This window comes from Pseudomonas sp. WC2 (genome assembly GCF_050586545.1).
In the GTDB taxonomy this organism is placed as follows: domain Bacteria; phylum Pseudomonadota; class Gammaproteobacteria; order Pseudomonadales; family Pseudomonadaceae; genus Aquipseudomonas.
In genome coordinates this window covers 47,382-63,130 of sequence record NZ_JBOBDR010000020.1, presented here as the reverse complement: position 1 = coordinate 63,130, position 15,749 = coordinate 47,382, and the positions used below count along the sequence as shown (strand labels likewise).

The following is a 15,749-nucleotide window of genomic DNA, read 5'->3' as shown; positions in this document are numbered from 1 at the left end:
TCCTTGAATTCGGGGGCTCAGAGACGTTCGATGATGGTGGCAATGCCCATTCCGCCGCCGACGCACAGCGTCGCCAGGCCATAACGCAGGCGTCGCGTTTCCAGTTCATCGAGCAGGGTGCCGAGAATCGCGCAACCGGTGGCGCCCAGCGGATGGCCCATGGCGATGGAGCCGCCGTTGACGTTGACTTTGTTTGGGTCAACGGCCATGTCCTTGATGAATTTCAACACCACCGAGGCAAACGCTTCGTTGACCTCGAACAGGTCGATGTCTTCCACGCGCAGGCCAGCCTTGGCCAGTGCTTTGCGCGTGGCCGGCGCAGGGCCGGTGAGCATGATGGTTGGATCTGTGCTGGTGACTGCCGTGGCAACAATCCGCGCCCGAGGTTGCAGACCCAACGCGCGGCCCTTGGCTTCGGAACCAATCAGCATCAGCGCCGCACCGTCGACAATGCCGGAACTGTTGCCCGGCGTGTGCACGTGATTGATGCGCTCAACGTGGCTGTAGACCCGTAGCGCGGTCGCGTCGAAACCCATCTGCCCGATCATTTCGAAACTCGGCTTGAGCTTGCCCAGGCCGTCAAGAGTCGATTCGGCACGAATGAACTCATCGTGATCGAGCAGGATGATGCCGTTCTGATCCTGCACCGGCACCAGCGACTTGTTGAACGAGCCATCGGCGCGGGCGCGCGCGGCTTTCTGTTGCGAATGCAAGGCGTAGGCATCGACGTCCTGACGGCTGAAGCCTTCCAGCGTCGCGATCAGGTCTGCGCCAACGCCCTGTGGGGTGAAATGGCTGTGCAGGTTGGTCTGCGGATCCAGCGCCCAGGCACCGCCGTCGCTGCCCATCGGCACCCGCGACATCGATTCGACGCCGCCAACCACCACCAGGTCTTCGAAACCGGAGCGCACTTTCATCGCGCCGAGGTTCACCGCCTCAAGCCCGGAAGCGCAGAAGCGATTGATCTGCACGCCCGCAACGCTGACGTCCCAGTCGGCCACTTGCACCGCGGTTTTCGCGATGTCCGAGCCTTGGTCGCCAATCGGCGTCACACAACCGAGCACCACATCATCCACTTGGCTGGTGTCGAGTGACGTGCGTTGTTGCAGCGCGGTCAGCAAACCGGCCACCAGATTCACCGGTTTGACGCTGTGCAAGGCGCCGTCCGCCTTGCCTTTGCCGCGGGGCGTGCGTAGCGCATCGAAAATCAAAGCTTGGGTCATGACGTCCTCGAACCTGTGCGGTGAGTGAATGCGTGTGCCGTCACTCTTGACCCGAGCGGCCGTGGATTCAATGACCACAGCGCTCAATACGGTTGACGCACGCGCTCAGACGGACGGTCATCGGGGCCCGGGTGAACCGGTTCAGGTCGGCGAGTTGTCTAGCCAGCGGGCGGCAAAGAAGCTGGCCATACGCCTCATGCTTTTTTAATCGCAATTGGCAAACCGTCCATATGAAATGGATCTAAGCCAAGCGTGACGCGGGCCCTAAGGTAGTACTTGTACGTCAGTGTCGTCGGGTTTTGCCGGGGCCAGCGTTCTTCAACAGGAAGTGCAACGCGTGCCGTCATGGATATGCAGGTACGCATCAGGAAATAACAATAAAGGCGGTCAAGCCATGTTCAAACAACCGAAAGTTCGTCAAGCAGGACTCATTCTTTTCGCCACGACGCTGTTGTTGATTTTGCCGAATCTGACCAAGGTCATCGGCTGAATCGAGCGGCAGGTGCGGTTTATCGCCACTAAAAATGTGACTGGCCCGCTACCCGGGCCAGCGTGGCTGTGCCAACCTTTGCGCACTTCCACGACATGGACGGCGATCATTTGAAAGCGCTCATTGTGTTCGGGGCCATGCTGCTGAGCATGCCCTTGTGTGCCGCACAGCTGGATCTGCAGCTTGGCGAAAACAGCCGCACCTGGCAGACCGAGGAGCTGCTCAAGCACCCTCAAGCGAAAACCCTCACAATTAAAAATGACGTGTCCTACAAGAAGGACATGGTCTACCGCGCCGTGCCGGTGGCCGCCCTGCTCCCCGGCATCAAACCGCAGGATCATCTGCAAGCGGTGGCGCTGGACGGCTTCGCCGCAGAATTGGCGGCGGCGCCGTTGCTCAATCAACAAGGCGCGCGAGCGTGGCTGGCGATTGAAGACCCGGCTCAACCGTGGCCACCGCTGTCCGAAGGCAAGCACAGCGCCGGGCCGTTCTACCTGGTGTGGACGGATCCTCAGGCCGGCAATATCAGCCCTGAACAATGGCCGTTTGAAGTGGCGAGCATCAAGCGTATGGCGCCGGTGGCGGAGCGTTTCCCTGCCCTGCTGCCGGATCCTGCGTTGAAGGCCGATGACCCGGTGAATCTGGGGTTCGCGCTGTTTCAGAAAAATTGTCTGGCGTGTCACCGGTTGAACGGTGCGGGGGATGCGCAGTTCGGACCGGATCTGAATATCCCTTACAGCCCGACCGAGTATTTCGCTGCAGATTTCTTGAAGCGCTACATTCGTGATCCGCAGAGTTTGCGTCACTGGCCGCAGGCGAAGATGCCGGGGTTTTCGGCAGAGGTGTTGCCGGATGGGGATTTGCAGATGTTGGTGGGATACCTGAAACACATGGCAGGGCGCAAGGTTAAGCCGTAAACGCCATTTCACCTGTGGGAGCGAGCCTGCTCGCGAAAGCGGCGTGTCAGACACTGCACCAGTGACTGATAAACCGCGTTCGCGAGCAGGCTCGCTCCCACAGGAGTACGGGCGTTTACTGTTGCTGGACGGAGATCACGGGGGTCGGCGAGACGAACACTTTCGCGTGCATCTGCTCACACCCGCCACCCCGACGCATGCCGCGCACCGGGCAGGCATCCAGATAATCCAGGCCCACCGCCAGTTTCAGGTGCCGCTCCGGCCGCGCCAGTTCGTTGGTCACGTCAAAGCTGTACCATGCGTCATCAAGCCACGCTTCCGCCCAGGCATGGCTGGCCAGATGCTCGCAATCCTCACTGTACAAATACCCCGACACATAACGCGACGGAATCCCGAGGCTGCGTGCGCACGCCAGAAACGCGTGAGCGTGATCCTGACAAACTCCGGCACGCCCGGCGAAAGCTTCAGCGGCGCTGGTGTCGACTTCGGTGGAGCCCGGCGTGTAAGTCATGTGCTGATTCAAGCCGTGCATCAGATCAATCAACGCCGTGCGATCACGCCGCTGCTTGCAGGATCTTTCGGCGAACGCTCGCAACGCTTCATCGGCCTCGGTCAACCGGGTGAAGCGCAGGAACGGCAACGCTGATTGGCTCTCGTGTTCGGCCTCGCGCAGTTCGTCGATATCGACCTGCCCGCGTGCACCGATGATGATCGCCTCGTGCGGTTCATCCATGGTCAGCACATGCAGGATGTTGCCGAATGGATCGAGTTGCGCGCGCACCGGGCGCGGCAGGTCGAGTTGCCAGCTCAGCACATGCTGACGCTCGCTGTCGTGGGGGGTCAGCCGCAGGTACTGGATGCTCGCCCGCACCTTATCTTCGTAGTGATAAGTGGTCTCGTGGCTAATGGAAAGTCTCATGCAGCCTCCAGGTAGGAACTGTGAATGGCGTTGCCCAACTGGCGCACCAGCGGGATGAATTCGGTCAGCCAGGCATGCAGGCCTTCTTCGAGGATTTCGTTAATGCCGGTGTAGCGCAGGCGCGCATCCATTTCCGCGGCCAGGCGCTGCGCCGGGCGACCGTTGGCCCCGGGCAGTTGCGCGAGAATCTGATCGATCTCTTCGGTGCAGGCCCGCAGCGAGCGCGGCACATCGGCGCGCAACAACAGCAACTCGGCGACATGTCGGGCGCCGGGCGCATCACGGTAGATTTCGGTGTACGCCTCGAACGACGACAGCGCTCGCAGCAATGCACTCCACTGGTAATAGGCGTGGGCCGTGCCGTCGCTGACCGCTTCGGCTTGATCGCCGGCCATCTCATAGCGGGCATCGAGCAATCGCAGCGTGTTGTCCGCCCGTTCGATAAAGGTGCCGAGACGAATGAAACGAAAGGCATCGTTGCGCATGATCGTGCCGTAAGACGCACCACGAAACAGGTGCGAGCGTTCCTTGATCCACTCGCAGAAACGGCTCATGCCATAGCGACTGAGGCCCTGTTCAGCGATGCCGCGGATCTCCAGCCACGTCGAGTTGATGTTCTCCCACATATCCGCCGTGATCCGTCCGCGCACCGCATGGGCACTGGCCCGCGCCGCACCGAGGCAGCTGTAGATGCTCGCCGGGTTGGCGGCATCGAGGGCGAAAAAGTGCAGCAGCCGTTCAGCATGCAACGCGCCGTGACGCTCAAGATAATCGTCAAGGGTGCCGGTGATCAGCAGCGGCATGGCCAATTCGTGCAGACCGTCACCGCGACCGTCTTGCGGCATCAGCGACAGCGAATAACTGATATCGAGCATCCGGGCGAGGTTTTCCGCCCGCTCCAGGTAACGCGACATCCAATACAGATCCGAGGCAGTTCTACTTAACATGGCAAGCTTCCTTCAATCCTCGACCACCCAGGTGTCCTTGGTTCCGCCGCCCTGGGATGAGTTCACCACCAGAGAGCCTTCGCGCAGCGCCACGCGGGTCAAGCCGCCGGGCACCACGCGGGTTTCGCGACCGGACAAGACAAACGGACGCAAGTCGATATGGCGCGGCGCAATGCCGTTTTCGACAAAGGTCGGACAAGTCGACAGCGACAACGTCGGTTGCGCGATATAGGCGTGTGGTTTGGCTTTGATGCGCTCACGAAAGGCGTCGATTTCTGCCTTGGTCGACGCTGGCCCGACGAGCATGCCGTAACCGCCAGAGCCTTGGGTTTCCTTGACCACCAGATCTGGAAGATTGGCCAGCACATGGGAAAGTTCAGACGGGTTGCGGCATTGCCAGGTCGGCACGTTCTTCAGGATCGGTTCCTCGTCGAGGTAGAAACGGATCATGTCGGTGACAAACGGATAGACCGATTTGTCGTCCGCCACCCCGGTGCCGATGGCATTGGCCAACACGACGTTGCCCGAGCGATAGGACGACAGCAGGCCCGGTACGCCGAGCATTGAGTCGGGGTTGAAAGCCAGCGGATCGAGAAACGCATCGTCGAGGCGGCGGTAAATCACATCCACCGCTTTCGGGCCGTCGGTGGTGCGCATGAAGACTTTGTCATCACGCACGAACAGATCCGCGCCCTCGACCAGTTCCACGCCCATTTCCCGGGCGAGAAACGCGTGCTCAAAGAACGCACTGTTGAAGCGCCCCGGCGTCAGCACCACCACGCTCGGGTCGTCAATAGGGCTCGAGCTTTTCAGGGTGTCGAGCAACAGGTTCGGGTAGTGGTCAATCGGGGCGATGCGTTGCGCGGCGAAAAGCTCCGGGAACAGACGCATCATCATCTTGCGGTCTTCGAGCATGTAGCTGACGCCGCTCGGCGTGCGCAGGTTGTCTTCGAGCACGTAATACGTGCCGTCGCCATCGCGCACCAGATCGACGCCGGAGATGTGCGAATAGATATCGCGGTGCAGATCCAGGCCTTGCATTGCCAGCTGATATTGCTCGTTCGCCAGCACCTGCTCGGCGGGAATGATCCCGGCCTTGATGATGCGCTGTTCGTGATAAAGGTCGGCGAGAAACATGTTCAGCGCTTTGACGCGCTGGATGCAGCCGCGCTCGACGATCCTCCATTCACTGGCAGGGATGCTGCGCGGAATGGTATCGAACGGAATCAGGCGCTCGGTGCCCTGCTCGTCGCCGTAGAGCGTGAAGGTAATCCCGGCACGATGGAACAGCAGATCGGCCTCGCGTCGCCGTTGGGCCAGCAGCTCGTCAGGCGTGTCGGCCAGCCATCGGGCGAACTCCCGATAATGCGGGCGAACCTGGCCGCCGGCATCGTACATTTCATCAAAATAGGTGCGGATCATGCCGTACTCCTTGTCACCCGGACATACAGGCCTTCGCAAGGCCCGTGCCATCGGCATAAACGCTTTGATTTCAATCGGTTGGATAATCACGCCACAGACGCCGCACCATTCCTGTGCGGCAAATGCCCCAAGCCGATTGCCCCCGCTTCATTGCGACGCACTGCATCGCCTATCACCAGCATAGTCAGAGTTGATTTCACTGCCCGGCGCCGCGTGCGGATAATCCGCGCATTCGCTGCAAAACTTGCTCGGCCACAGCGCTGAAAAGTCTTCAGCTCAACTGACCTGGACTGCCCGCGCAGCCCGCCCTGCCTTAACCCTGACCGGTTTCCTCTCCTTATCGGTCTTCCCTTTTAGCCACCCTCTCCGGTGGCTTTTTTTTGCCTGGGATTCTTGTTTCAGGGTTTTGCCACAATGGTTTACGAACGCCGGAAACGACAACGGCCGACCCGAGGGTCAGCCGTTGCATCACTGTTGAATCAGGTCATCAGTTCAAACGGTGGCGGTTGCGTACCTCCTGCTTGACGCCCCAGCCTTCGATGATGCCGCCCAGCGGTTCGACCACGGCGGAGAAGCCCTGCTCGAAATCGCCAATATCGTCATAGGTCGCGTACATCACTTTGCTCAATTCCAGCGCCCACGCCCCGTCGTCACGCACGCTGACCTGGGCATTGATGGACTCACCGCGAAATTTGCCCGCGGCCCTGCGCGCCCGCTCCTCGTCCGGGAAAATGGCGTAGAACTCGATCGGATGGAATCGGGAAAAATCGAAACCGCCTTCTTTCATGCGGCGCAGAACATTGCTGCTGATGTCTTCTTGATAGGCTGTGCTCATGAATCGTCCCCCTCGCATAGATGGATAGACTTTCCGTATTCCCGCCCCGGGCCTTTGGCCAAAGTACTACGGCAACGTGGTTGCACGCGGGAACAAGCATGTAGCTGACAAGACCAGACCTTAGCGATCCGTTCGCTGATCTCGCTTGCAGAGTAGCCCCAAGTTAGAGCTGCTGCCAAGGCCTGGTGTGAAAGGTGACGGGAAGAATGTCAGACGGGAGTGATGCTGCGGATTTCAATACTGTTCTGGGTTTTCAGGCTTTTCGCCCCGGCGTCGGGGGTGCGCCCTTCCAGATCGTTCAGATCCAGTGCGGCGGCGACGGGCAGAAGCTTCGCCTTGATCAGTTGTGCGGCCTCATCGTCGCTAGGGCATTCCGCGCGCTCGAACACCTCATCGACAATTTCACCATGATCGTCCACGAAAGTGACTTTCCACTTTTGCATCGGTGCCTCCTCGATCAAACCCGCAAATGGGCTTACAACTATCTCGACTGTGTACGCCGAAAGTTGGTTCAAAAGGATTACAGCGGGCGAACATGAAAAAAACGACATCTGCTACAGGAGCTGCCGAAGGCTGCGATCTTTGGGACGCTTAGCGTCCCCGGCTGCATTCCCACGCAGAGCGTGGGAATGATCAGTGAGCAGATCGCAGGTTCAGTGTCAGTCGTTGCTTGGCTTGTTGATTGCCTGCAGCACGTATTGCGGCAAGGCGAATGCGCCGATGTGGATTTCCGGGTTGTAGTAGCGGGTGACGATGCCGCTGCCGATGAAGCGCTGCTGCAGGGTTTCACGGCTCAGTTTGCGATACGCCGGGTTGGTCGAACCCCAGGCGAAGGTCATCGAGCCGCCGATGTAGGTCGGTACGGCCGCTTGGTAGAAGTGCCAGTCCGGGAACAGGCTTTTCAGGCGACCGGCGGTGGTTTTCACTTCATCGATCTGCATGAACGGTGTGCCGTTCTGCGTCACGAGGATGCCGCCCTCATTCAGGCAGCGGTGGCAGGCCTGGTAGAAGTTTTCCGAGAACAGCACTTCGCCCGGGCCGATCGGGTCGGTGGAGTCGGAGATGATCACGTCGAATTTTTCGGTGGTGGTGGCGACGAAACGCATGCCGTCGTCGATCACCAGGTTCAGCCGTGGATCGTCGTACGCACCGCTGGAGTGGTTCGGCAGGAATTCTTTGCACATGTCGACCACGGTGCCGTCGATCTCGACCATGGTGATGTGTTCAACGCCGGCGTGCTTGGTCACTTCGCGCAACATGCCGCCGTCACCGCCGCCAATGATCAGCACGCGCTTGGCGCTGCCGTGGGCGAGGATCGGCACGTGGGTGAGCATTTCGTGGTAAATGAATTCGTCGGCTTCGGTGGTCTGGATCACGCCGTCCAGCGCCATCACACGACCCATGCGCGGGTTCTGGAAGATCACCAGGTGCTGGTGTTCGGTGCGCACTTCGTGCAGCAGTTTTTCCATGCGAAAACGCTGGCCGTAGCCTTCGTAGAGGGTTTCCAGGTACTCGCTGGTTTTGGTGACGGTCATGGTGAAGTGCTCCGATGAATGCGCGGGCGTCAATCGTGGGGACGATTGCCCGGGAAAGGCGCGCATTCTACGTTGCCGAAGATGACAGGTCGAACCTCACTTCATCGGCAAACCATAATCCCATGTGGGAGCGAGCCTGCTCCCACATGGGTATTGCGGTGTTAGTTGATTCAGATCCGCACGTTGCCACGCGGTCCGGCAATCGCCCAGATGATCAGGCCCAGCACTGGCAGGAGGATGATCAGCAGCACCCAGACAATTTTCATCCCGGTGGTCGCGCCGCTTTTCAGTACGTTGATGATGGCCCAGATGTCGAGGGCGAGGATGATCAGGCCAATCAGACCGTTGAACGTGGAACCCATGGTGTCGCTCCAGAATAGTGGCATGCACTTTTAGGATAGACGGTCGCGCGCAGGGTTCCCTTTTATTGCACTCAGACGTGAACAGCGATCTTCAGGGCTTCCAGCGCTGGCGCGGCGGCGATGCCGACTTCGCCGCACAATTCCAGCACGCGAGGCACGTCGTCGCCGTAGACCAGCACCATTTGCAGCTCGTCGTCGAGCAACTGGCTGAAGTTCATCAGCGTGTAACCGCCGTTTTCCTTGCTCAGGCTGCTCATCTGCACCTGAATGCGGTTGAGTGCAGTCAGCGCTTCGGTCTTGGCCAGCTGCTTGGGCTTGAGGTTGAAGTCCACGGTCGGGCCGAACGAGGCGACGATCTGGGCGAACAGGTCGACGTAGGTGTCGGCCTGGAACAGCACGGTTTCCGGCAGGCTGCCCACCACGACCCACTCGCCCAACGGAATCGGGAAGGTGTCGTCGTAGTTGATGTCCGGATTGGCTGCCAGAAAGGCGTCGGCATCGGCGTAGGCTTGCGCCGCTTCGTCGGCCACTTTCAGGATCTCGTCCTCGCCCATGCAGCCAGAGCTGATTTTGCTGATGAGTTCGGCGAGTGCGGCTTTCATGAGGGCGGATCCTGTGACGAAGGTGAATTTTGAGGGCGCGAAGGATAGCGCATTCTCTCCGTCGTCACAGGCCATCGAAAATGTATTTCAGCCCGACAGCTTTTCCAGCTGCGCGGTGGTATCCACCGCGCCCATGGTTCGCGCGGCGTCCAGCGCCGTCACGCCATTGGCGTCCTTGGCGTGGGCGTTGGCGCCTTTGCTGATCAGGTATTCAACGATTTCAACACGGTTGAACATCGCCGCCATCATCAGCGCGGTGCGACCATCAAACGACGAGCCTTCAAGCTCGGCGCCCGCCTCGACCAACGCCTTGACCACTGCCAGATCACCCTTGAACGCCGCACCGGCAATCGGGCTCTGGCCGTTGCCATTGCGCATTTCCGGATCAGCCTTGTGTTTAAGCAGCACGTTTACCGCATCAACATGGCCGTAGTAACTGGCCAGCATCAGCAGGGTGTCGCCCTTGCTGTTCTTCAAATTTACCGGCAAACCGGCCGTGACCAAGCGATCGAGCATCTCGGCATCACCGTCGCGTGCCTTGTTGAAGACCTGCTCGGTGAATTCGGCGGCTTCGTCAGGGGTCATCTGGCGGCTTTGGTCGGACATGGTGCAACTCCACTTTCGGTCAATCGGAAAGCAGACAGTTTCCCGAGCGCGGCGCACGCTGTCACCCCCTTTCTCTCAAGATCAGCCATAGCCAGAATCAATAACGGTATTTGCCTTGATGGATATCGGCCAGCACGTCGTCAGTGACCTGCACATAGGTTTCGCTGCCCGGCAACCAGGCGAAGATCGGATCATCCCCCGTCTGGCCGGGGTCGAAGCCTTCGTTTTTCAAACGGGTTTTCTGGTATTTGAACGTGCCGGTGGTTTCCATTTTCACCTTGACCCTAAGAAACAGCGGCACCGCGTAAGCCGGCATGCGCTGGCGGGCGAAGCTCAACAATTCGGCAAAATCCAGGGTCGCCAGCGATTCCGCCGGGGTGATCGCCGCCATGCCGGCGCGGCCGTTGGTGTTGTGCACTTCCACGCCGTAAGCCACCGCTTCGGAGATCAGCGGATGTTGCAGCAGCAGATTCTCCACTTCCGTGGTGGAGACGTTCTCGCCCTTCCAGCGGTAGGTATCGCCCAGGCGATCGACAAACTGCGCATGGCCGAAACCGATGTTGCGCAGCAGATCACCGGTGTTGAAGAAACGGTCGCCCTTTGTAAATACGTCGTGAAGAACAACCTTGGCGGTTTTCTGCGGATCGGTGTAGCCGTCCAGTGGCGCTTTCTCGTCGATCCGCGCCAGCAGCAAACCTTGTTCACCCTTGCCGACCTTGCGCATGAAGCCGTCGTCACTGCGCAGCGGTTGGCCGCTGTCGTGATCGTAGGCCACCAGTTCCCAGGCCATCAGGGAAAAACCAATGGTGTTGTCGAAGTTGAGAATGTTGGTAAAACCGATATTACCGTCGCTCGCCGCGTACAGCTCACAGATGTGATCAACCGCAAAGCGTGTCTTGAATTCTGCCCAGGCACCGGGGCGCAAACCGTTGCCGATCATTTTGCGCACGTCGTGAAGGCTGTCATCGGCGCTGGTCGGCTGATCGACCAGATAACGGCATAACTCGCCGACGTAGCCGATGGTGGTCGCGCGATAGCGACGCACATCACTCCAGAACTGACTGGCGCTGAATTTCCGGCGGATCGCGAACCCGGAAGCGCCATTGATCGCCGAGCCCCAGCACACACAGAGACCGGTGGCGTGATACAGCGGCAAGGTGCAGTAAAGAACATCTTCGGGGCGCATATCGAGGGCGATCAGGCCGAAACTCGCCGAACTGCGCATCCAGCGACCGTGTTTAAACACACCAGCCTTCGGCAGCCCTGTGGTGCCGGATGTGTAAATATAAAAACAAGGATCGTCGAAGAAGATCTGCTGACTGCTTGGCGGGTTATCGCTGCAGGCGTCGGCACTGGCGCTGATCAGATTGACATAACCCTCGGGCGCAATGCCCGGGTGGCTGTAGGTGTCCTGATCGGCGACAAACCAGGTACGTTGCGCTGCAATCGCTACTTGCTCGCGTACGGCGGCAAACGCCGGCAGCAACTCTTCGCCGACGACAATCGCCACCGGCGCCACCAGATTCACACTGTGGATCAAGGTTTCGCGAGTCTGCGAGGTATTCAACAACGCGCTGACTGCACCGACCTTGGCCAGCGCCAGAATCGTCACCAGCAATTCCGGACGGTTTTCGATGAACACCGCGACCACATCGCCTTTGCCGATGCCCTGCCCGTTTAGATAGTGCGCGATGCGGTTCGCCCACTTATTGACCTGCGAGTAGGTCAGCAGCACATCGCCATGCAAAAACGCCGGCCCGTCGGGATTGCGCAGGGTTGCTTGTTCGAACGTCCAGCCAAGGCCACAGCTTTGGGTCGGATCCGTGACATTGGCTGCCTTCATGCCTTTGACCACCCGCGGGATGGCTTTGGCAATCATCGGCAGTTTGCGGAGCATCATGCTCCAGGTAATCGTGTCGCTTGGCGCATGATGCATGGAAGCTCCCCGTTCGACCTTGGCATGCAGGTCGATGTTTTTATTTTTCGGGCTTTGGCTTTTTAAGCGACCGGCACATTCAAGCGCGGGTCGAGATCGAAAATACGTCAGCGCTTCTCAGGCTGTACACGCCGTTTTTGCAATGTTTTGTATCTGCTGACCCGACGGCGACAGAGCGGATCTCGGATTCGGCGTTTGGTTCCGTTGATCGGGCAACGATCCCGCAAAATGCAGGATGCACGATGGCCATTCATGCAGATTGCACGACAGCCTGAAATTTATTATTTTTTAACTCATTGTTTTATAACGGTTTTTTTATTTTCAAATGCTGGCACAATCGCTGCAATCTCCTCTGCATGCTTGCCATTCAAGTGCATACGGAGCTGAAAAACATGAGCCTGATCCAAGAGAAATTTACCTCCCTGTTCTCCAACTTCGACGTCACCACTGCGCCACGTCCTGATGGCGGGATCCTGCTGACTCTGCGCAGCAGCGACGGCAAAGTGTTCAAACGCGCACTGACGTATTCGCAACTGCATGCCGGCGACCAACTGTCGTGGGCGATCAGTGCGATCCGTCGTGACTTGGCTGAACAAGCCAGTGAATTGCCGCAGATCGGTATGCTGCAGAGCCAACAGCGTTTTGCCCTGCCGACGTATCACTCGCTGTAAGCTTTAAACCGCATTAAACAAAACAGGCCGTGGAGCATTCGCTTCACGGCCTGTTTTTTGTGCCTGATACAAAACTTGTGAGCGAGCCTGCTCGCGAAGGCTGTGTGTCAGCCACTGAAAAAGTTGGCTGAACGGACGCTTTCGCGAGCAGGCTCGCTCCCACATTAGTTATGGGTGTGGTTAGAAGGCTTCGGGTTCTATGCCGGTGAAGGTGTCGACGGTGATGTGGCTCCCCAACTCCCCGCCTTCGCGGGCTAGGCCGCAGGTTTGCAGACCGGCTGCCTGAGCAGCGTCGAGTTCTTCGACGATGTCTGAAAGGAACAGAATCTCGCCCGCTTCAACGCCGATGGCTTGCTGAATATTGGTGTATGACTGCGCCTCGCGCTTAGGCCCCGATGTGGTGTCGAAATAACCGCTAAACAGCGGCGTCAGATCCCCCGCCTCTGAGCAGCCGAAAATCAGCTTCTGCGCCTGAATCGAACCCGACGAATACACAAACAGTTGATAACCCGCCGCGTGCCAGCGTTGCAGCGCTTCGACCGCGTCCGGGTAAACATGCCCCTTCAACTGCCCGGCGTGATAACCCTGGGCCCAAACCATGCCTTGCAAGGCTTTAAGCGGCGTGGCTTTGCGATCTTCCTCGATCCAGCTCAGCAGAATTTCAACTACCCGTTCAACATCGGCCTGCGGTGCATTGCTGTCACGGCGCACGGCGTCGAGTTGCTCGGCGACATCGGCACGCTCGGCGTTCTGCCGCACGAAATCCGGCAGGTGTTTGGCCGCGTACGGAAACAACACGTCGAAGACGAAACTCACCGCGCTGGTGGTGCCTTCGATGTCAGTGACAATGGCTTTGATCGACATCGACTCAGTCCTCCAGACGCGGGAAACGGCCGGCGATGTCTTCGCCGGTGAAGTTGGCAACCCAACCCTCAGGGTTGTTGAACAGGCGGATCGCGACGAAGTGCGGATGCTCGCCCATGTCGAACCAATGCTTGGTGCCAGCCGGCACGGAAATCAGATCATTCTTCTCGCAGAGGACGGCGTAGACGTAATCGTCGATGTGCAGAGTAAACAGCCCACGGCCGGCGACGAAAAATCGTACTTCGTCTTCACCGTGGCGATGCTCTTCGAGAAACTTGGCACGCAGTTCGGCTTTCTGCGGGTGATCGCTGTTCAGGCTGATCACATCGACGGTGATGTAACCGCGCTCGGTCATCAATTGGTCGATCTGCTCTTTATACGCGCTGATCACTTCTTCCTGAGTGGCGCCGGGCTGAATCTTGGCGGCGGCTTGCCAGCGGTCGAAGCGCACGCCCTGCTCGGCCAGGGTCGAGGCGATGTCTTCAAAGTGCGTCAGCACTTTGTTGGGAATGTCGGGGCTGGAGACGTGATAGACGGACAGGCTGCTCATTGGGGCAATTCCTCGGTATCGGCCTTGCCGTCCGGTTCTTGCAGACCGGTCGGGCACAGCATTTCATCAGGCAAATGGGCTACTTCTGGTGAAGTCAGCCTTGGCGGTTCATGACGCTGCGGGTTTTCAACTCGCATTCAAACAGAAATTCAAAAGCCTCGATCTGCCGCAGCGCGTCGTTCATCTGCGCGCCCCAGGTGTAGAGGCCGTGGCCGCGAATCAGATAACCGACGCAATCATGGTGGGCGTCGAGCCAAGGCTGCACCTTGGCGGCGAGGCGCGCAATGTCCTGATCGTTGTCGAAAATCGGCACGCGCACCCGGGATTCGTGGGTCGAAATGCCGCTGAAGGCTTTTTGCAGTTCGTAATCTTCGAACTCGATAAAGTCTTCCGGGGTCAGGCGCGAGAGCACCGTGGCGTTGACCGAATGGGTGTGCAACACCGCGCCGATCTCTGGGCGCCAGCTGTAGAGCTGGGTGTGCAGCAGGGTTTCGGCAGACGGTTTTTTACCCGGTTCCAGGCTGTTGCCAGAAAGGTCAGTGGCGAGCACATCGTCCAGACCCAACTGGCCTTTGTGCTTGCCGGACACGGTCAGCAGCGCTTCGCTCGGCGACAGGCGCGTCGAGTAGTTGCTGCTGGTGGCCGGCGACCAGCCGCGACCATAAAGAAAACGCCCGGCGTCGACGATTTGCTGGGCGAGTTGTTCACGCGTAAGGCTCATGGCCTGTCCTCTTGCATACGTGTGGCAATGATAACGGCGGCAGCGAGCGCCGCGAGACTGGCAATACTAAAGGTCAATGTTGCGCCGAGGGCATTCCAGCTGTAACCGGAATACAACGCGCCCATGGCGCCACCGGTGCCGGCCAATGCGGCATACAGCGCCTGGCCCTGCCCTTGCTGGCGCGCACCGAAGCTGCGTTGCACGAAAGCAATGGCCGCGGCGTGAAAACTGCCAAAGGTCGCCGCATGCAGAATCTGCGCGAACAACAGCACCCAGAGGAACTCGGCGAACGAACCTAGCAGCAACCAGCGCAGCGCCGCCAGTAGAAAACTCGCCAGCAATACGCGGCGCAGGGAAAACCGCGCGAGAATCCGGCTCATCGCCATAAACATCAACACTTCGGCGACCACGCCTACGGCCCAAAGCATGCCGATGGTGCCGCGGGTGTAGCCGAGTCGTTCAAGGTGCAAGGTCAGAAAGGTGTAATACGGGCCGTGGCTCATTTGCATCAGCGCGACACAGCCGTAAAACGCCAGCACGCCGGGATTGCGCAGCTGCTTGAGGAAACCCTCGCCGCTCGGTCGATTGCCTTGCGGCGGTTGCGCATTCGGCACCCACAGACTGCTGAGGACGATGCCGGCCATGATCAGCACCAGCGCCGCCGGGTAGATGTCGAGACTGAGCCATTCGAACAACCGCCCCAGCACGACCACGGTGATGATGAAACCGATCGAACCCCATAAGCGAATCTGGCTGTACCGTGAAGTCTGCCCTTGCAGATGCGCCAGGGTGATGACTTCGAACTGCGGCAGCACCGCGTGCCAGAAGAATGCGTGCAGCGCCATGACCATCGCCAGCCAGGCGTAAGTCTTGCTGACGAAAATCAACGAGAAGGTCAGCAGCGTGCAAACCGCGCCGAAACGCACGATGGCCAGGCGTTTGCCGGTGTAATCACCGAGCCAACCCCAGATGTTCGGCGCCACGCAGCGCATCAGCATCGGGATCGCCACCAGTTCACCGATCCGCGCCGGACTGAAACCGAGGTGATCGAAGTACAGCGCCAGAAACGGCGCGGTCGAACCGAGCAAGGCGAAATAGAACAGATAGAAACTGGACAGCCGCCAGTAAGGGAGCGCCGCCACGGTTATG

General features: G+C 59.2%; 17 protein-coding genes. 2 read left to right on the top strand and 15 right to left on the bottom strand.

Annotated features, from left to right (window positions below; genetic code table 11):
• Positions 1-17 precede the first annotated feature (17 nt).
• Positions 18-1,223: an acetyl-CoA C-acetyltransferase gene (locus ACQ4OE_RS22130; RefSeq protein ID WP_122594914.1), complete on the bottom strand. Its 1,206-nt coding sequence runs from the start codon at positions 1,221-1,223 to the stop codon at positions 18-20.
• Between the two features lie 585 nt (positions 1,224-1,808).
• Between ACQ4OE_RS22130 and ACQ4OE_RS22125 the strand changes: the two genes are divergently transcribed.
• Positions 1,809-2,630 (top strand): c-type cytochrome, encoded by an 822-nt coding sequence (locus ACQ4OE_RS22125; RefSeq protein ID WP_430947945.1) that lies wholly within the window; start codon positions 1,809-1,811, stop codon positions 2,628-2,630.
• Positions 2,631-2,745: 115 nt separating this feature from the next.
• Here ACQ4OE_RS22125 and ACQ4OE_RS22120 read toward each other — a convergent pair whose 3' ends face one another.
• From ACQ4OE_RS22120 to ACQ4OE_RS22075, 10 genes are all read right to left on the bottom strand, one after another.
• Positions 2,746-3,549, bottom strand: coding sequence for a transglutaminase family protein (locus ACQ4OE_RS22120; protein ID WP_430947908.1), 804 nt, complete (start codon positions 3,547-3,549; stop codon positions 2,746-2,748).
• On the bottom strand, positions 3,546-4,496 hold the full coding sequence (locus ACQ4OE_RS22115; protein ID WP_016982907.1) for an alpha-E domain-containing protein: 951 nt from the start codon (positions 4,494-4,496) through the stop codon (positions 3,546-3,548). Before ACQ4OE_RS22115 ends, ACQ4OE_RS22120 begins: the two co-directional genes overlap by 4 nt.
• Positions 4,497-4,508: 12 nt before the next feature.
• Positions 4,509-5,918 carry a circularly permuted type 2 ATP-grasp protein gene (locus ACQ4OE_RS22110; RefSeq protein WP_007914061.1) on the bottom strand — a complete coding sequence of 470 codons (1,410 nt, stop codon included), beginning with the start codon at positions 5,916-5,918 and terminating at the stop codon, positions 4,509-4,511.
• Positions 5,919-6,405: 487 nt separating this feature from the next.
• On the bottom strand, positions 6,406-6,753 hold the full coding sequence (locus tag ACQ4OE_RS22105; RefSeq protein ID WP_007914059.1) for a ribonuclease E inhibitor RraB: 348 nt from the start codon (positions 6,751-6,753) through the stop codon (positions 6,406-6,408).
• A 209-nt stretch (positions 6,754-6,962) separates the two neighbouring features.
• Entirely contained in the window at positions 6,963-7,196 is a 234-nt protein-coding gene (locus ACQ4OE_RS22100; RefSeq protein WP_008080946.1) for a hypothetical protein, read from the bottom strand.
• A gap of 216 nt (positions 7,197-7,412) precedes the next feature.
• The gene (speE, locus tag ACQ4OE_RS22095; RefSeq protein ID WP_008080944.1) at positions 7,413-8,288 is read right to left on the bottom strand and encodes a polyamine aminopropyltransferase; all 876 of its coding nucleotides are present in this window, start codon (positions 8,286-8,288) and stop codon (positions 7,413-7,415) included.
• Between the two features lie 170 nt (positions 8,289-8,458).
• Positions 8,459-8,650 (bottom strand): PLDc N-terminal domain-containing protein, encoded by a 192-nt coding sequence (locus tag ACQ4OE_RS22090; RefSeq protein WP_007914053.1) that lies wholly within the window; start codon positions 8,648-8,650, stop codon positions 8,459-8,461.
• 71 nt (positions 8,651-8,721) lie between these two features.
• Complete coding sequence (locus ACQ4OE_RS22085; protein ID WP_430947907.1) at positions 8,722-9,252, bottom strand: hypothetical protein; 531 nt, start codon at positions 9,250-9,252, stop codon at positions 8,722-8,724.
• An 87-nt stretch (positions 9,253-9,339) separates the two neighbouring features.
• The gene (locus ACQ4OE_RS22080; RefSeq protein WP_430947906.1) at positions 9,340-9,858 is read right to left on the bottom strand and encodes an ankyrin repeat domain-containing protein; all 519 of its coding nucleotides are present in this window, start codon (positions 9,856-9,858) and stop codon (positions 9,340-9,342) included.
• A gap of 97 nt (positions 9,859-9,955) precedes the next feature.
• Positions 9,956-11,794 carry a long-chain-acyl-CoA synthetase gene (locus tag ACQ4OE_RS22075; protein WP_430947905.1) on the bottom strand — a complete coding sequence of 613 codons (1,839 nt, stop codon included), beginning with the start codon at positions 11,792-11,794 and terminating at the stop codon, positions 9,956-9,958.
• Between the two features lie 392 nt (positions 11,795-12,186).
• Between ACQ4OE_RS22075 and ACQ4OE_RS22070 the strand changes: the two genes are divergently transcribed.
• Positions 12,187-12,465, top strand: a complete 279-nt coding sequence (locus tag ACQ4OE_RS22070; RefSeq protein WP_122594919.1) for a DUF3509 domain-containing protein — start codon at positions 12,187-12,189, stop codon at positions 12,463-12,465.
• Between the two features lie 180 nt (positions 12,466-12,645).
• Here the strand turns inward: ACQ4OE_RS22070 and mtnC are convergent, their stop codons facing one another.
• The 4 genes from mtnC to ACQ4OE_RS22050 all read right to left on the bottom strand — a co-directional run bounded on the left by mtnC (position 12,646) and on the right by ACQ4OE_RS22050 (position 15,742).
• Positions 12,646-13,329 carry an acireductone synthase gene (gene mtnC / locus ACQ4OE_RS22065; protein ID WP_368967981.1) on the bottom strand — a complete coding sequence of 228 codons (684 nt, stop codon included), beginning with the start codon at positions 13,327-13,329 and terminating at the stop codon, positions 12,646-12,648.
• Between the two features lie 4 nt (positions 13,330-13,333).
• Positions 13,334-13,879: a 1,2-dihydroxy-3-keto-5-methylthiopentene dioxygenase gene (locus ACQ4OE_RS22060; RefSeq protein WP_102901171.1), complete on the bottom strand. Its 546-nt coding sequence runs from the start codon at positions 13,877-13,879 to the stop codon at positions 13,334-13,336.
• 94 nt (positions 13,880-13,973) lie between these two features.
• Complete coding sequence (locus ACQ4OE_RS22055; RefSeq protein WP_430947904.1) at positions 13,974-14,600, bottom strand: methylthioribulose 1-phosphate dehydratase; 627 nt, start codon at positions 14,598-14,600, stop codon at positions 13,974-13,976.
• Positions 14,597-15,742 carry an MFS transporter gene (locus ACQ4OE_RS22050; protein ID WP_158830637.1) on the bottom strand — a complete coding sequence of 382 codons (1,146 nt, stop codon included), beginning with the start codon at positions 15,740-15,742 and terminating at the stop codon, positions 14,597-14,599. Before ACQ4OE_RS22050 ends, ACQ4OE_RS22055 begins: the two co-directional genes overlap by 4 nt.
• Between the last annotated feature and the right edge of the window lie 7 nt (positions 15,743-15,749).

What these genes read in the sequence shown, in the direction of transcription:
- ACQ4OE_RS22110 (WP_007914061.1), bottom strand. Translation starts at nt 5,918, where the DNA reads ATGATCCGCACCTATTTTGATGAAATGTACGATGCCGGCGGCCAGGTT.
- ACQ4OE_RS22100 (WP_008080946.1), bottom strand. Translation starts at nt 7,196, where the DNA reads ATGCAAAAGTGGAAAGTCACTTTCGTGGACGATCATGGTGAAATTGTC.
- ACQ4OE_RS22055 (WP_430947904.1), bottom strand. Translation starts at nt 14,600, where the DNA reads ATGAGCCTTACGCGTGAACAACTCGCCCAGCAAATCGTCGACGCCGGG.
- ACQ4OE_RS22130 (WP_122594914.1), bottom strand. Translation starts at nt 1,223, where the DNA reads ATGACCCAAGCTTTGATTTTCGATGCGCTACGCACGCCCCGCGGCAAA.
- ACQ4OE_RS22080 (WP_430947906.1), bottom strand. Translation starts at nt 9,858, where the DNA reads ATGTCCGACCAAAGCCGCCAGATGACCCCTGACGAAGCCGCCGAATTC.
- ACQ4OE_RS22090 (WP_007914053.1), bottom strand. Translation starts at nt 8,650, where the DNA reads ATGGGTTCCACGTTCAACGGTCTGATTGGCCTGATCATCCTCGCCCTC.
- ACQ4OE_RS22105 (WP_007914059.1), bottom strand. Translation starts at nt 6,753, where the DNA reads ATGAGCACAGCCTATCAAGAAGACATCAGCAGCAATGTTCTGCGCCGC.
- ACQ4OE_RS22115 (WP_016982907.1), bottom strand. Translation starts at nt 4,496, where the DNA reads ATGTTAAGTAGAACTGCCTCGGATCTGTATTGGATGTCGCGTTACCTG.
- ACQ4OE_RS22120 (WP_430947908.1), bottom strand. Translation starts at nt 3,549, where the DNA reads ATGAGACTTTCCATTAGCCACGAGACCACTTATCACTACGAAGATAAG.
- ACQ4OE_RS22070 (WP_122594919.1), top strand. Translation starts at nt 12,187, where the DNA reads ATGAGCCTGATCCAAGAGAAATTTACCTCCCTGTTCTCCAACTTCGAC.
- ACQ4OE_RS22125 (WP_430947945.1), top strand. Translation starts at nt 1,809, where the DNA reads ATGGACGGCGATCATTTGAAAGCGCTCATTGTGTTCGGGGCCATGCTG.
- ACQ4OE_RS22075 (WP_430947905.1), bottom strand. Translation starts at nt 11,794, where the DNA reads ATGCATCATGCGCCAAGCGACACGATTACCTGGAGCATGATGCTCCGC.
- speE (WP_008080944.1), bottom strand. Translation starts at nt 8,288, where the DNA reads ATGACCGTCACCAAAACCAGCGAGTACCTGGAAACCCTCTACGAAGGC.
- ACQ4OE_RS22060 (WP_102901171.1), bottom strand. Translation starts at nt 13,879, where the DNA reads ATGAGCAGCCTGTCCGTCTATCACGTCTCCAGCCCCGACATTCCCAAC.
- mtnC (WP_368967981.1), bottom strand. Translation starts at nt 13,329, where the DNA reads ATGTCGATCAAAGCCATTGTCACTGACATCGAAGGCACCACCAGCGCG.
- ACQ4OE_RS22085 (WP_430947907.1), bottom strand. Translation starts at nt 9,252, where the DNA reads ATGAAAGCCGCACTCGCCGAACTCATCAGCAAAATCAGCTCTGGCTGC.